The 13686-nt window shown below is 39.9% G+C and carries 14 protein-coding genes; 5 read left to right on the top strand and 9 right to left on the bottom strand.

Going from position 1 to position 13686, the window contains the following annotated elements; all coding sequences use genetic code 11:
• Window positions 1-20: 20 nt before the first annotated feature.
• From ACKWCC_RS06990 to ACKWCC_RS06965, 6 genes are all read right to left on the bottom strand, one after another.
• Window positions 21-293 (bottom strand): DUF5661 family protein, encoded by a 273-nt coding sequence (locus ACKWCC_RS06990; protein WP_413995197.1) that lies wholly within the window; start codon window positions 291-293, stop codon window positions 21-23.
• 251 nt (window positions 294-544) lie between these two features.
• Window positions 545-1819, bottom strand: a complete 1275-nt coding sequence (locus ACKWCC_RS06985) for an MgtC/SapB family protein (RefSeq protein WP_413995196.1) — start codon at window positions 1817-1819, stop codon at window positions 545-547.
• A 20-nt stretch (window positions 1820-1839) separates the two neighbouring features.
• The gene (locus ACKWCC_RS06980) at window positions 1840-3522 is read right to left on the bottom strand and encodes an ABC1 kinase family protein (protein WP_413995195.1); all 1683 of its coding nucleotides are present in this window, start codon (window positions 3520-3522) and stop codon (window positions 1840-1842) included.
• 14 nt (window positions 3523-3536) lie between these two features.
• Entirely contained in the window at window positions 3537-3920 is a 384-nt protein-coding gene (locus tag ACKWCC_RS06975) for a hypothetical protein (protein WP_413995194.1), read from the bottom strand.
• A 25-nt stretch (window positions 3921-3945) separates the two neighbouring features.
• The gene (locus ACKWCC_RS06970) at window positions 3946-4299 is read right to left on the bottom strand and encodes a carboxymuconolactone decarboxylase family protein (protein WP_413995193.1); all 354 of its coding nucleotides are present in this window, start codon (window positions 4297-4299) and stop codon (window positions 3946-3948) included.
• Window positions 4300-4564: 265 nt separating this feature from the next.
• On the bottom strand, window positions 4565-5101 hold the full coding sequence (locus ACKWCC_RS06965; protein WP_413995192.1) for a DUF4136 domain-containing protein: 537 nt from the start codon (window positions 5099-5101) through the stop codon (window positions 4565-4567).
• 157 nt (window positions 5102-5258) lie between these two features.
• On the opposite strand from ACKWCC_RS06965, the gene ACKWCC_RS06960 reads away from it, so the two are divergent.
• The 5 genes from ACKWCC_RS06960 (at window position 5259) to ACKWCC_RS06940 (ending at window position 10228) form a co-directional block, all read left to right on the top strand.
• On the top strand, window positions 5259-6134 hold the full coding sequence (locus ACKWCC_RS06960; RefSeq protein ID WP_413995191.1) for a universal stress protein: 876 nt from the start codon (window positions 5259-5261) through the stop codon (window positions 6132-6134).
• Window positions 6135-6145: 11 nt separating this feature from the next.
• Window positions 6146-6439: a hypothetical protein gene (locus ACKWCC_RS06955; RefSeq protein ID WP_413995190.1), complete on the top strand. Its 294-nt coding sequence runs from the start codon at window positions 6146-6148 to the stop codon at window positions 6437-6439.
• Window positions 6440-6516: 77 nt separating this feature from the next.
• Entirely contained in the window at window positions 6517-7104 is a 588-nt protein-coding gene (locus ACKWCC_RS06950; protein ID WP_413995189.1) for an HD domain-containing protein, read from the top strand.
• 452 nt (window positions 7105-7556) lie between these two features.
• Complete coding sequence (gene mobC, locus ACKWCC_RS06945) at window positions 7557-7946, top strand: plasmid mobilization relaxosome protein MobC (protein WP_413995188.1); 390 nt, start codon at window positions 7557-7559, stop codon at window positions 7944-7946.
• Window positions 7943-10228: a relaxase/mobilization nuclease domain-containing protein gene (locus ACKWCC_RS06940; protein ID WP_413995187.1), complete on the top strand. Its 2286-nt coding sequence runs from the start codon at window positions 7943-7945 to the stop codon at window positions 10226-10228. The genes mobC and ACKWCC_RS06940 overlap by 4 nt, the downstream gene beginning before the upstream one ends.
• Before the next feature lie 212 nt (window positions 10229-10440).
• Here ACKWCC_RS06940 and ACKWCC_RS06935 read toward each other — a convergent pair whose 3' ends face one another.
• The 3 genes from ACKWCC_RS06935 to ACKWCC_RS06925 all read right to left on the bottom strand — a co-directional run bounded on the left by ACKWCC_RS06935 (window position 10441) and on the right by ACKWCC_RS06925 (window position 13634).
• Window positions 10441-11298, bottom strand: coding sequence for a hypothetical protein (locus ACKWCC_RS06935; RefSeq protein ID WP_413995186.1), 858 nt, complete (start codon window positions 11296-11298; stop codon window positions 10441-10443).
• Window positions 11273-12274 (bottom strand): type IV toxin-antitoxin system AbiEi family antitoxin, encoded by a 1002-nt coding sequence (locus ACKWCC_RS06930; protein WP_413995185.1) that lies wholly within the window; start codon window positions 12272-12274, stop codon window positions 11273-11275. The genes ACKWCC_RS06935 and ACKWCC_RS06930 overlap by 26 nt, the downstream gene beginning before the upstream one ends.
• Window positions 12275-12410: 136 nt before the next feature.
• Window positions 12411-13634 carry a tyrosine-type recombinase/integrase gene (locus ACKWCC_RS06925; protein ID WP_413995184.1) on the bottom strand — a complete coding sequence of 408 codons (1224 nt, stop codon included), beginning with the start codon at window positions 13632-13634 and terminating at the stop codon, window positions 12411-12413.
• Window positions 13635-13686 lie beyond the last annotated feature (52 nt).

The following is a 13686-nucleotide window of genomic DNA, read 5'->3' as shown; positions in this document are numbered from 1 at the left end:
TTGGCAGGAAAAAATCTTGATCAGTTCTGTTCCTTTTCTTTCCAATATTCTTCGGCTTCGTTTTCCATTTTTTCCAATCTTGTATAATAATCCGGAAACTCTTTTAGATGAGCCCATGCAATTTTACCGGTCAAAATTTTGTCGTCGTTCGTAACATTGGTTTCTGGAAATCGTGTGCCATGTTCAAATTCAACATTTATACCCTGCGCGAATTCATCTAGACTAACATTTTTCCAATCGATACCAAGATTTTCGCCGATTTCCTTGGCATCCTGTGTGTTCATTTTTTTCATTCCTTTATTGTTTTAATATGATAGTCTTCAGTTGCCTTTTCAACTATTATGGAACAAAATTAGGGTCGGCCTATGGAAGGAATCCTGACCTAGGTCAGGGTTGTGAAAAAAATGAAAGATTCTTTGATTGGTTAGGAAAGAAGTTTGGATAATGTTCGATACATTGGGCATTATCCGTAGCATTTACATAGAAATTAAAAATGTTAAATGTGGTTGCGCAAGATAAACTATGGATATTGGATTCAAATAAACTAACCCCTACTGATAAGGATATAGATGATTCCGATAAAGATGATACTTCCAAAAGTATACCCCACCAATCTTCCGGTAGTTTTGGAGCCCTTGAATAACGTAATGCCCAACTTTACTAACATATTGCTCAAGGTAGCCGCAATAATGACTGAGGAGGCGAGTTTCAAATCTGTATTTGACAAGGAGAATTTTGCCATGCTTATGGTAATGGCATCGGTATCCGCCAAGCCCGCAATTAAAGCGGTATAGTACAGGCCGTTTTCCCCAAAAAAACGATTCCCATAAAAAACGGCAAAACCAATAATCACATAAATTACTCCAAAACCTATAGCGTTTAATATATTCAATGGGTTGCCCAATTTAATATTAGTATCCGGTTCTTTGGTATCCCTTTTTATGAGTATAAGAGAAGTAACCAAGCATATTAAGGTCAATATACCGAATGGCAGCGCCAAATAGGTAAAAAGAGTGCTATTGAAAATATATACCAGTAAGGCGAGTCTGGGAAACATAATGGCCGAAGCAATAATGATTCCCGCACTATATTTTTTTGAGAGTTCGGGAGATTCCACACTCTTTGATGCATAGCTCCAAGTAACCGCGGTACTGGAAATAAGTCCTCCTAAAATTGCGGTCAGTAAAATACCCTTTTCGGAACCAACGAATTTCACTAAAAAATAGCCGATAAAGTTCAAAAAGGATACAATTACAATTATGGAACCAATCTCAAATGGATTCAACAGATCATCGGGCCCATAGGTTTCGTTTGGTAAAAAGGGCAGTATTAAAAGTGCGATTATGGAAAATTTTATAAAAGCAGAGAGTTCCTCGGAGGTTATATTACTGATGACCGTACGAAACCGAGTCTTTAACGAAAGTAAGGTTACGATGATGACCGCTGTTGCCACGGCATCCCTATAGAATTCAGCAGAAACCAGTATTCCTAAAACAAAAGTGGCGATCAAGGCCAAATTGGTGGTCAACCCTTTTGAATAGGCTTCTTCTGCTTTGGAAAATTGGTTAAACCCCAAAAACAAAATAAACGAACCTAAGCTAATGATCAACAGCCACGGTGTAAAGGCTTCGGAAAGGCTGCCCAAGGAGAAGCCTAAGATGGTAACAATCGGAAATGTGCGTATGCCTGCGAAGCCTTGTTCCTCTTTCAGTTTGTCGTATTCCCTTTCCAAGCCTAATATCAAGCCGATGCCCATACTAATGAGCACGCCCAATATATATGTCCCCATTAGTTCATTTAATAATTGACTTGTTTGCATTCTGAAAATGTATAATGCTACTATTGATTCCTGTTCTTAAAAATGGAAATCACTATAATAAACCCCAAAACGGCCGATAGTAAAAAACCCAAAGCACCCAAAACGGGAATACCTTTGATTTTCGGTGGCATATCGGCCATGACCAAAAGCGCAGATCCAACTGACAGGGCAGCTATTATAACGGCATATACCAAACGATTAATCCCGGTCTTCAATGTATTTCTAAACTCGTTCAAGCCCTTATGCTCATGTACAATAACCAATTTTCCACTCTTAATCTTATTGAGGATGTCATTGATGTCGTCTGGCAGGGTTTCTAAAAGGGCATTGTAATCTTGAAACCAATGTACGTTCTTTTTAAATAGTCGTTTTAGGCTAAACCGCTTGCGGGCGATCTTTGACATATAAGGTTTTAGATTGTCCGTAATATTAAATTCGGGATCCAATTTTAGTCCCACACCCTCGATAATTACCAAGGCACGGATCAACATATACAGGTAATGGGGTATGCTAACCTTATTTTCGTAGAGTACGTTTTTAAACTGCCCCAAAGTGGTGCCCAACTTTATGTTTTGCAGCGAGGTATTACTGACCCCTTCTATCAGTTCATACAAATCGTATTCCAGTTTCTTTTCATCTGGAATTTCAGTTTTTGTGGCAATCTTTTTCAGAACTTGGACAATTTTGTGTACATCCTTTCTCAAAAAATATTGAAGAAGATCTTCCAAGGCTTCCTTATCATTGGGCATAATGCTGCCCATCATACCAAAATCGATAAAACAGATTTTTTCCGCCTCTGGCAGTACGAACATATTTCCAGGATGTGGGTCGGCATGAAAGAAACCATATTCCAGAATTTGTTCCAGGTACAGATCCACCCCTACCTGTGCTACCGCTTTGGTGTCGATATTCAGGGCCTTCAGCTTTTCAATTTCGGACACCTTGATACCATCAACGAATTCCATACAGATGATATGGTCGTTCGATAGTTCACGATATACTTTAGGGACGTAAATAGCAACGTTGCCTTCAAAATTTTTGGCAAAATGCTCCATATTGTCCACTTCCTGTAAAAAACTAAGCTCCTCATTGATGCTTTTTTCGAAGGATGCCACAAGCTGTATGGGCTGAAATGCCTTTGCTTGAACACTGTATTTTTCCAAAGCTTTAGCAACCTCTTTCATGATGGAAATATCCGATGCGATGACCTCCCCAACATCGGGACGCTGTATCTTCAAAGCCACTATATCGCCATTGAGCAATTGCCCCTTATGTACCTGGGCCAAAGATGCTGCGGCCAGCGGCTCTTGCTCAATGGATCGGAAATAATCCGAACAAGTGATTTCAAGTTCCGTTTCAATCGTATTTTCTACGTCAAAATTTTTCAAGGAAGGAACGTGATCCTGTAATTTTTCCAGTTCTTTGATGAGGTCAGGAGGGAGCATATCCTCTCGATTGCTGATGACCTGTCCCATTTTTACATAGGAAGGTCCCAACTCTTCCAAAACCATACGAATACGTTCAAAAGTAGAGAGTGACAGCACCTTTTCGGTATCTGGATGTTTTTTGAGGTAGTTTTTTGGGATGAGTTTTTTGGCCGTAGTCGAACCCATTACATCCTCAAAGCCATACTTGGTAAGTACGCTGAAAAGGGTATTGTATCTTTTAAGGTCTTTTTTCTTCGGAAGTTTTAAGGTGGCCATATTCGACAGAGTGCTTACATATACTTAGAAAGAAACCGGAAGAATTCCTTTTTAAGGTCAGCATAGATCTGCCGCTGGGCCTCCATTTGATACCTAAACTCCGAATGTTTTTTGACCAGGGCTACATCCATCGACTCATCGCCCTTTTGGCTATGGCCTGCGATGTTTGTTTCATGTTTCTCAATGGTCTCTTGTAAATTCTCGATTACTCCACCGTGAAGTATAAACTGATTCTGATAATGTTCTAGTTGCGCAAGTACTTCTTTATCCGTCCAGCGGGTTACCAGTTCGCTCAATCTGTTTTTAAACGTTTTTAACTCGTCTTCCCAAAAGGCAAGTTCAGAATTCCATTGTTTATGTTCAAAATGCAGGTCTGAATTATAAACTACTTCTTTCATGATGCTATGTTTTTTTGTTATATCCTTAATTATTCTCCAATACTACGAATTGATTCAATGCCTCCAATGCCTCGCAGCCATACATGAGCGCAGGGCCTCCACCCATAAGCACGGAAACCCCTATGGTCTCCACAATCTCCTCCGAACTGGCCCCTGATTTTAGCGCGTCGTGTACGTGAAATGCTATACATCCATCGCACCGTACCGTAATGGCTATGCCAAGTGCGATAAGTTCTTTGGTTTTTGAAGAGAGCGCACCTTCAGCTGTACTTGCCTTATGCAGGCTATTGAAACCACTCATAGTGGCAGGTATTTCTGCACCCAATTCTCCCATTAGTCTTGAGAGATCGTTGTAGTGTTTTGAATAGTCTTTTATCATGATTGCATACTTAAAAGTTGAGCGTATTGAGATATGGATTTTCGTTGTCTCAAAAGCGAATTCAAAACTATCGGAAATCATGAAGGTGTATCATGATATATATCAGGAGTACGAAAAATTTAAGAATTTAAAAAGAATTAGTATTAACGGATACTTGGGCCAATCGCTTGCACTCCCATTGCCAATAAGGGAGATAATTGTGGCATCCTAAAACAGTTTTTTGTAAGATGTCAAAGCCCTTCTTACCCTTTTTCTAATTCGTTTATTATTCAGCAATTTGCGAATGAAATTTTTCAAATGCTTTGTTTACTACTTTTCTTATGTTCGAATCGGCCTTATCGAGTTGACTAATATCCAATACCTTCGTTAAAACAGCTTGCCAAACGACTTGATTACGCTCAAGATCAATTAGATGTATGGTCATGATTCCTTCATCATATTGATAGACCGAAGTTGGTTTCATGCTTTCATAGTAATCTCTTGGATTGTTGTGGTATTCATGGTCTACGACCGCATTATGTTCAAATTGTATATGGTAATCAACTTGTAGATCGGCGTTTTCCTCCACTAGAGTATATCCTTCATTCTGCATAGCGGCGTCGATAGCGTTTTTCCATCTTTTCCTATTTAGTGAATTATCATATTGGGGATAATCGTCATTGAGAGGTTCTTCCACATCGGACCAAGCGTAAGTTTTGTAACCATCAAAATCAGCTCCTTTGTCGATATCACTAAGAACCTTGGTAGTTGAACAAGCAGCTAGTAACATAACAATTCCGAGTACTTTGATTACGTGTTTCATGTATGGATCTTTATTTGGATGCCAGACTTTTCGGTTAGACTGGTGTTTATAATTCGCAAAGATATCCCCTGTTGAAAGCGATTATCATGACCTAGGTCATGAAACCTCCAGATTATGGGTTATAGCTTTGTTGTTAAAATCAAATAAAAACAATCAAGTGAAAACAATACTATACGCGACTGACTATTCGGAAAACTCCGTGGCCGCATTAAAATATGCTTATAAAATGGCGAAACAGATGGGCACCCGTCTGGTAGTTACCCATGTATTCGATTACCCAACTGTTTTAGGCACGGAGGGACTCGATGAGCCTTTTCCACATTTGGAGGAGAGTGCTTTTAAGTCGCACCGTTCTAAATTGGAAGCATTCTACGAAGAATATTTAGGAAGCGATTGGAAAGACCCTAACGTGCAGTTGCAGGCGGTCGAAAATAAGTCAGTAATAAAAGGCATCATTTCGGTGGCTGAGGAATGGCACGCCTATTTGATCGTCATAGGTATGAAAGGTGGGAGTGCATTGCGGGAAATGATTATGGGGAGCACGACAAAGCACCTTATAGAAAAAGCACCATGTCCTATTTTGTCCATTCCTTCGGATGCTAGTCATGTATCGATTAAAACCATCGTTTATGCTACCGATTTTGAAGAAGAAGATGTGTACGCCATTCGAAAATTGGCGGAAATGGCCAAGCAATTGGATGCTGAAATAAAAGTTGTTCATATTTCCACGAAGGAGGAATATAAGGGAGAGATGCAAATGGAATGGTTCAAAACAATGCTCCATGAAAAAGTGACCTATGAGCGAATGGATTTTGAGCTGTTATTCACCGATGATGTTTTTGACGCTCTCAGAATTTATCTTGGAGATACCAATGCCGATTTGGTAGTTATGTTGGAAAGGGAACATAAAAGCATAATAAAAAAATGGTTCCATCGAGATCTTGTTAAAAAAATGGAAACATACGGTAGAATGCCCCTTTTGAGCTTTAGGGGAGCAAATCATCAACTCTTTTATTTTAAGGAAGCACTTTAATTTCATTCATTATGGCCAGAAGAATTTATAGTATCGTGATTGCAGTAGCCCTGATATTGGGCTTTTATTTGTTTTCAATTAAGGAAACACATTCCAATACATTCATGATTGTCATTTCAGGACTCATTTTTACCTTGTTTAGCGTTGGTATTCATGGGTTGATTGCACATTCTTTGAATCCGAAAGCGAAAGGCGGCATCTTGTTGTACCCCTTGTTGATGGGCGTGCTTTGGGCCGTGCTTTTTTTGATTTTCGTGTTTTTTATACTTCCGCTTTTCTGTCCGAATTTCTTGTTGAACGCATAAAATAGGCAGTTGGGAATTTCAATCTTAGAAACTAAAAACGAATAATGTCCTACTAGTTTTTTCCAATAGATTTAGAAATGATATCAGAATTAGAAAAATATTGCACCCAGCTTTTATCGGCAGGCAAATGTGCCCAGCTTCCCTTTCACAATATCGAACACACCAAAGAGGTCGTCTCCAACGTCAAAGTCATTTGCAACTACCAGCGGCTATCCAAAGAAGAAATAGAACCCATAGTGATCGCGGCTTGGTTTCATGATACAGGACATTTAGAGTTATATCAGGGGCATGAAGAAGTAAGTAAAAGGCTTGCTAAGGAATTTTTGGAAAAGCAAGGGTATCCACAAGCAAAGCTAGAAACCGTTTTAGCTTGTATTGAAGCAACTAAAATGCCTCAAAACTGTACAAGTAAATATGCTGCGGTACTATGCGACGCAGACATTTTCCATATCGGAACTCCGGATTTTTTCTTTAAAAAATTGTTATTGAGAAGAGAGTGGGACTTAAAGGATATCATGAAAGTATCCGATATAGAATGGCACAAACTGAATCTGAAATTTTTGCACGACCATCATTTTCGTACAGCTTACGGCAAGGAGATTTTGGAACGAGGTAAACTGGAAAACGAAGAGAAAGTGAAATATATTCTTGGTTTTTGTGAGTAGCATTTGAGTAGATTATTCAAAGGTGTAACACCCATGTTCCTGCGGAAGTTAAAAATCCTCCGCCTACAATCCTGACCGAGTGGGCACGCTTCGCTGGCCCGCATTCGGTCGTCTTTGCGTCTCCGGTTTTTCAACACCCTCGGAACCGCGCAAAAGCCCAAGCCGCAAAAAACCGCTTGCCCTTTTTTCTCCCTACCCACAAAAAACTTGGATATTTCCATATTTCCTTGTTTTTTTCAACACCATATTAGACCAGATAATTTCCTCGATTGGTTCCAAATAACCTTATATGGTTCTATATAATTTTACGTCTTAAAATATTGATTATTAGATTGTTATAATTCAATTTCATTTTATATATTTATCCACGAAGGTGGATAGCAAGTGATGTTTTGCGCATCGCAAAACGCCTACTTCTGACGAAGTGAAAACCGATAAAATCGAGTCAAGAAATGACAATCAACAAAGGTGGAAGAAAACGTCTCGGAGATAGGAAAAGGGAGCATGCCATAACGCTCAGGTTCAATGGCACGGAACTGGAAAAAGTAAAGACTATCCTGCAGTCCTACAATCTTGATTTCGGGAAAAGAGGAACGGTCGGCCCGTTCTTGAGAAAGCTTATTTTGAACGGAAAAACCACGAAGGAGAAACAGATTCCCGATGATATTTCGAACCTCAGTTACCAGATAAACAAGATAGGCACCAACATCAACCAACTGGTCAAGGTTGCCAACTATAAGAACATGCGAAGCCCGAACGCTAACCTTGAACTGGAAATTGAAAAGGCGAGCGAACTGATGCTGGAACTGATAGAAACTATGAATACCAAAAGCCAAGAATGATAGCAAGGGTGCTTTATCGGAACAATGTACATGGCGTACTGAACTATGTATCGGGCAAACCTAAAAGCACCGTACTCGGTTTCCAGAATACCTATTCCGATACCGATACGGACATGAAGTTTTTCGGCAGGGTATTGTACCATCTTGGCAATCGCCACGATTCTGAAAAACGGTATGCACATATCTCTTTGAACCTTCCCCGTGGCGAACATTTGAACGACAGGGAATTTTTCGAACTCTCCAAAAATTATATGGAACACATGGGCTATGGCGAACAGCCCTTTGTCGTAATCCGTCATCACGACACCAAACATGAGCATGTGCATATCGTTTCGTCCACTATCAAAGAAGATTGTTTGCAGATCAACCTGTCCAATGATATTAGAAGGAGCGTAGCGACCCAGAAATACCTCGAAAAAGAGTTCGGACTTTCCCCATCGCCCGATACAAAACGGACCAAGGAACTCCCCAAATACGAAATGCCCGAATTCCGGAACCGGGACATCAACGGTGTCAGGTTATATATACAGGATATCGTGAACATTGCTTTGCAAAAGTACAAGGTGCGCAGTTTCAACGAACTTTCGGAACACCTCAAGAAACATCATATTGAATTAAGGACGGTCGAGCGAAATGGCAGGGTAGGCGTATCGTATGGTGTGGCGGTAAAAGATGGCTACAAATCAAGGTTTATCAATGGCTATACCGTCCATCCACAATTGAGCGGCCCAAAACTGCAAAAGGTATTTGAACATAACAAAAGTTCAAAACTCTTGCCCATGGTCAAAAGGCGGTTGGAAAAACAACTGAATACAACCTACGGACTTTTCAAAACCATAAATCCCGAACATCTGCCCGACATCCTTGAATCGTATCAAAAACTGGATTGCAAAATCGATTATGATGAGGAAGAAAAAAACGTCGATTTTACCATCTATGACAAATCGGGATATGTCCTCAAAGCCGAAGAAATAACATCCAATATCGGAATCCGCCAAAACCCCCAATTGTTCAAAAGCGAGTTTACCCAGATGTATGCAGAAAGTAATCAGCTGAAACTGGAACTTCAAAAGTGCATCAAGGAAGCCTATAAAGAGACCTATCAAAATTCGGGAAGGCAACTACTTTTCTCGGAACACATCGATAGGATACGCATAAAACCGATAGTCGCCGAAATGGCCAAATCGGAACGTTTTCTATTTCTCAGAAAATACCTGCATACCGACAACCGGAGTTTAAGCAATATGATTAAAGAACATTTTAATATTGTAAAGGACAAGTTCCACATCACGGAATTGGTCTGGGAAGAAAAAGAACTGAATAAAAAGGCCGAACTCATAGAACAGGCCATCGGCAAGCAACTATTCGAAGCACCAAAACAAAAGGGGGTTCTTTTTGAGCTTATGCACAGTCTTGGTACAAGATATGATAGGAACAACCTTATCTATGCAAATTCCTATCAACATCGAGTAAAATTGGATATAGGTAAGGTGCCGTATCCAGAACAAATCGAATTTTATGCTTCCCCCAGTTTTATCAGAGAGAACGAAAAGGTATTGGACGGACTTCTGAACGACAAGACCGAAAAAGAAATCGACCTACGCCCGACGGCGATATTCCTGCCATTGATGTTCCCGAACCTCTATGCGGCCATGACCCCAAAATATCGGCAACGATTTGAACGTTTGAGCCTGAAGTGCTATCATAAATTCGCCGAACGCATGCAGGTATCCTTTGAGAAATCGCCGAGGGATTATGTGGAATTTTTCAATGCCAAGGGCTTCTATTTTGAGAGAAAGGAAGAAAGGCTATGCATCGCTTCTATATATTCCAAGTATCCGGTACAAGTTCCGCTTGCTCCAAAAACACAAGCCTATCTGGAATCGTCAAGAGACCTAAATATAGTTTTGAACAAGCAGGTAGAAATTTTGGAAGACGTCAAAATATCTGGACGGGATAATTTAAAAAGTCTTTGGGCCGGTCATTTGGTGGAGACAGGGCAATATAAGAAGGCGGCCTATCTCTTCGTGTTGGATGGGATACGGCCAAATCTTCCGTTGCCTCAATTGGCACACCATATGCAGAACGGGTTGAAGGAAGCCGTAGTTGTTGTTTCCCGAAGGCAAGTGGATAAAAAACAGGCGCGTCTTCTTCGAAAGGGTGTTTATGCCCTTGGAAATATGTTGGGAGGCAATAGTTTTAAAGAAGAAGAAATGTTTAACGGGTTCAAGGATGAGTTTGCGGATTATTCAAAGTACAGGAATAAAGGTTTGTGGCTATGACATGATTAAGGGACTCGATTGGGGAACTTTGCGCCCTGCCGGGCGCTTTTTGTGGATAGGGAGAGAAGAGGAATGGTGTGCCGAGCCAAGGTCGGTTTGCGCCCTATGGAGTTTCTTCTTTACGCTTATCTATCGGAACGCTAAAGAAACTCCATAGGATCCACGCGCAGGTTAGTTATGGTAAGATTTGGGGTTGGACGGAAAAATATTTTTCAATCGCCTCGGAAACCAAGCTGAATTTCAACTAATGGTTTTAGACTTTCCTCAACAGTAGTATTGGCCCAATTTGCCATAATCTTGCTAATTTCGCTTGTATTGACATCCATGGTATTTTTTTCCAAAAGATTGGTCAGTCTTTCATAGAGTTTTTCATTCCTGATCGCTATTTTCTTCATCTCCCGACCCATAACCCGTGCGGCAATGAGATTAAGTCCAAAATCATTGTCGCCAAATAAATCTGAATGATGCTCGTAAATTTGGTCGGTGTACATTTCAAAAAAATGAGTCAGTATTGTCAGAATGTCCTTTAGGTCATCCCTTCGGATTTCAGGACGGTCTTCCCAAGCGATGAGCTTTAGAATAACGATTCCGGGCAAGGTACAGAACTTGAATCGATGTTCCCCTTCCAATTCTACTTCGGGCAATCCGCTTTCATAAATTTCTTTGAAGCCAGGCATGTTCAAACTGGTAAGGCCAGTACCTTCCAAACTTACCTTGGCATTTTCATCTTCAATGTTTCCGAAAGGAAGGAGGTCAACTTGCATTCTTCCTTGCCAAAATAACACGAAGTTATTCTCTTTGGAAGGTTGAAAGTGTTCTATTTTAATAAGGTGTCGTTTTAGTTTTTCATAGATTCCCTTGTCTTCGATAAAAACGGCAAAATCAATGTCCCTTGTAATTCTGCTTGGCGGGATTTCATTAATTGCCGTCATCCATACATCACGGGCGACCGCACCGACCAAATAAAAATCGACATGGAATGCTGCAAAACCTCGTTCCAAAGCTGCCAACATTTCTAAAAAATCGGGTCTTTGGCGGAGTTGTTTAAAATTTATCTTGTAAGTACTCATTATATATTTTTTCTGCGGTCTCGGTACACCGTCTATCCCCTTTCATTATCAGATCAGCGTAAGCTAGCAACGGATGGACGGCATTTTTTTCCTCGGTATTGTCCTTCCAGAATTTTTCGTAGATCTTGATATTACCGCCTTCATCGGGAACAAGTCTATAGTTCTTCATCAGTTCGTTTCTCGGTTCGGCGGTGTACAGCGTCAACTCCTCCGGTCGAAGGTAATTGGTATAGATGTCTCCGGCGGGTTCTCCTCCCCAGAACGTTTGCCCCTGTTTTAATTTAATGTCCTTCCAATTGAAAAAAGTATCATTATCAACAAATCGATATGTTCCAATGGCCAGATTTGGTTTCAACTTTTTTTCATAGGCCATAATCCATTTTTCGAGTAACTTTTTATTGCCCTCTAGGATATAGGTATCCTTGGTAAGTGGAATGAGGAAACCATCATCCTTTAGGCCATTGAAGATGTTCGTAATATTGCCGATACCTGTATCCGTTTTATCGGCTATCTCACGATAGGTTTTGTTGACCCATGTATGGTCCAATAGGAACTGGTAAACGACCTTTAGGCCGGTTTTGGTAAATGCCCTATTTGTGGTCTTTTGCTTTATTGCGATGGGTTCGTTGACATCCAGCCAAAGGAAGGTTCCTTTTTCGTTGAGGTAAATATTACCGTTAGCCTCTAGATAGGCGATGTTCCTATTGCGAAGCTCTTGTTTTATTTTGGGAAATATGGTTTGTGCAACGATCATAAAAGGATGATACTCCTTGGCGAATGCCTCTAATTTTGGTAGATGGATATTTCTCAGCTCTTTCTTAATTTCTATACCAAGCTTGATAGTCCGGTCGTTCAGCGTAAGGGCTATCGTACCATCTAAGACTTCATTGGGGGCGTTATCAAGCCATTTTGCTTCGATTTTAGCTGTTTTCTGAAGGTTGGCCAATGCATATTGCACAATTCCTTGATCGTTCATTGTTCACTTTATTTTATCGTTCACGAAAACGTGAACAAATAAATATTATGAACAAAAGTACATAATTATTTTCAAATGAAACTATTTATCAGGCTGATAACGTATTTAGTGAAATCAAACATAATGTGCGAATAGATCAGAAACCGATGACACTATCAAGAGCATCGTCTAAATCTTTATTTACGAAGTTTTGCTGGTAATCAATTGTAGTCTTAATGTCAGAATGATTATAAAGCTTTTGCAAAACTTGTAACGGAATTCGGTCACCAGATATATTCCCAAAGGAATGACGGGAAACGTGCATCGTGATTTTCTTTGTTATTTCCGCTCTTTCGGCAATTTGCGCCAAATATCTATTAAGTCTTTTGTTTGCCGTTTTGCTAACCCTTAAAATATCTTTCGGATTATTGGCGGCTTCTTTTAATTCAGGGAAGATATAATCGGTGTGTGCGGTTTTCGTCGGGAGGTACTCATCCAATATTTTTTGAAGTTTACCATGTATTTTGAGTGAAAGGTTTTTTTGATTCTTGTTCATGGTATAATATATTCTTTCTCCTTGCACGTTTGCCCACGTCATTTGAACTACATCGGAAACCCTCATTCCGGCGAGGTAGAAACTAAAAAGAAATACATTGCGAGTGTGGTGCTGCTTTGGATTGTCAGAAAGGTCTATATCTTCGATAATTCTGATTTCCTCTGAAGTAAGACCGATTTTGATAGATTTTGGAATTCTTATTTTAATCTTTCCATCGGTATTCCCAAAAGGATAATTGTCCCTAGAGACAATGCCTTGTTGTGAAGCCCTGTTGTGCAATGTACGTATGAAAATCAAGGTGTTTACAATGCTTCTTTCCCCAACGGAATCTTTTGTACTCCTTAAATAGGAGATAAAACCTCTTAAGAAAAGAGGAGTAATAGCCTCGAAGGTCAACGTTTTTGCCCTTGGATACCCTTTAATCCTATTCAATAAGGGGCGTTCACAATCGATACGAGAATACTTCTTGTTCTTTTCCAATTCCTCAAAATAAGCTTCGGCAAATGTGTAAAAGGAATGATTCTTATGCTTGTTTTTAATCGTATTCTTAATTTCCTCTATTCGGGCGATCGGTTTGGAATCGCTCTCGATATCCAAAAGTGATTTATTGATTTCCGCCAACTTGGCCGAAATCAGATTGTTCAGTCGTGTAGCATTAGGATGATTTTTTTTGACTTTGTTCTTTACAGAGTCCCAATACTTTTCATCAACATATTGTCCTGTATACATATAGGTGGATTTCCTATTTTTGGTAATACGGATAGAAATAGGATAAAGCCCTGCGTTATTTTTCTTTCTTCTTAGTGTCGCTTGAATCGTAGCCATTGCCTTATTTTAAATAAAGATACAAAATCTGGGTACAACATAGGTACAACAA

Source organism: Maribacter aquimarinus (assembly GCF_047345505.1).
GTDB lineage: Bacteria > Bacteroidota > Bacteroidia > Flavobacteriales > Flavobacteriaceae > Maribacter.
The sequence above is the reverse complement of the archived record's forward strand: the minus strand, read 5'-3'. Positions and strand labels throughout refer to the sequence as shown.

What these genes read in the sequence shown, in the direction of transcription:
- ACKWCC_RS06990 (WP_413995197.1), bottom strand. Translation starts at nt 293, where the DNA reads ATGAAAAAAATGAACACACAGGATGCCAAGGAAATCGGCGAAAATCTT.
- ACKWCC_RS06985 (WP_413995196.1), bottom strand. Translation starts at nt 1,819, where the DNA reads ATGCAAACAAGTCAATTATTAAATGAACTAATGGGGACATATATATTG.
- ACKWCC_RS06980 (WP_413995195.1), bottom strand. Translation starts at nt 3,522, where the DNA reads ATGGCCACCTTAAAACTTCCGAAGAAAAAAGACCTTAAAAGATACAAT.
- ACKWCC_RS06975 (WP_413995194.1), bottom strand. Translation starts at nt 3,920, where the DNA reads ATGAAAGAAGTAGTTTATAATTCAGACCTGCATTTTGAACATAAACAA.
- ACKWCC_RS06970 (WP_413995193.1), bottom strand. Translation starts at nt 4,299, where the DNA reads ATGATAAAAGACTATTCAAAACACTACAACGATCTCTCAAGACTAATG.
- ACKWCC_RS06965 (WP_413995192.1), bottom strand. Translation starts at nt 5,101, where the DNA reads ATGAAACACGTAATCAAAGTACTCGGAATTGTTATGTTACTAGCTGCT.
- ACKWCC_RS06955 (WP_413995190.1), top strand. Translation starts at nt 6,146, where the DNA reads ATGGCCAGAAGAATTTATAGTATCGTGATTGCAGTAGCCCTGATATTG.
- ACKWCC_RS06950 (WP_413995189.1), top strand. Translation starts at nt 6,517, where the DNA reads ATGATATCAGAATTAGAAAAATATTGCACCCAGCTTTTATCGGCAGGC.
- mobC (WP_413995188.1), top strand. Translation starts at nt 7,557, where the DNA reads ATGACAATCAACAAAGGTGGAAGAAAACGTCTCGGAGATAGGAAAAGG.
- ACKWCC_RS06940 (WP_413995187.1), top strand. Translation starts at nt 7,943, where the DNA reads ATGATAGCAAGGGTGCTTTATCGGAACAATGTACATGGCGTACTGAAC.
- ACKWCC_RS06935 (WP_413995186.1), bottom strand. Translation starts at nt 11,298, where the DNA reads ATGAGTACTTACAAGATAAATTTTAAACAACTCCGCCAAAGACCCGAT.
- ACKWCC_RS06930 (WP_413995185.1), bottom strand. Translation starts at nt 12,274, where the DNA reads ATGAACGATCAAGGAATTGTGCAATATGCATTGGCCAACCTTCAGAAA.
- ACKWCC_RS06925 (WP_413995184.1), bottom strand. Translation starts at nt 13,634, where the DNA reads ATGGCTACGATTCAAGCGACACTAAGAAGAAAGAAAAATAACGCAGGG.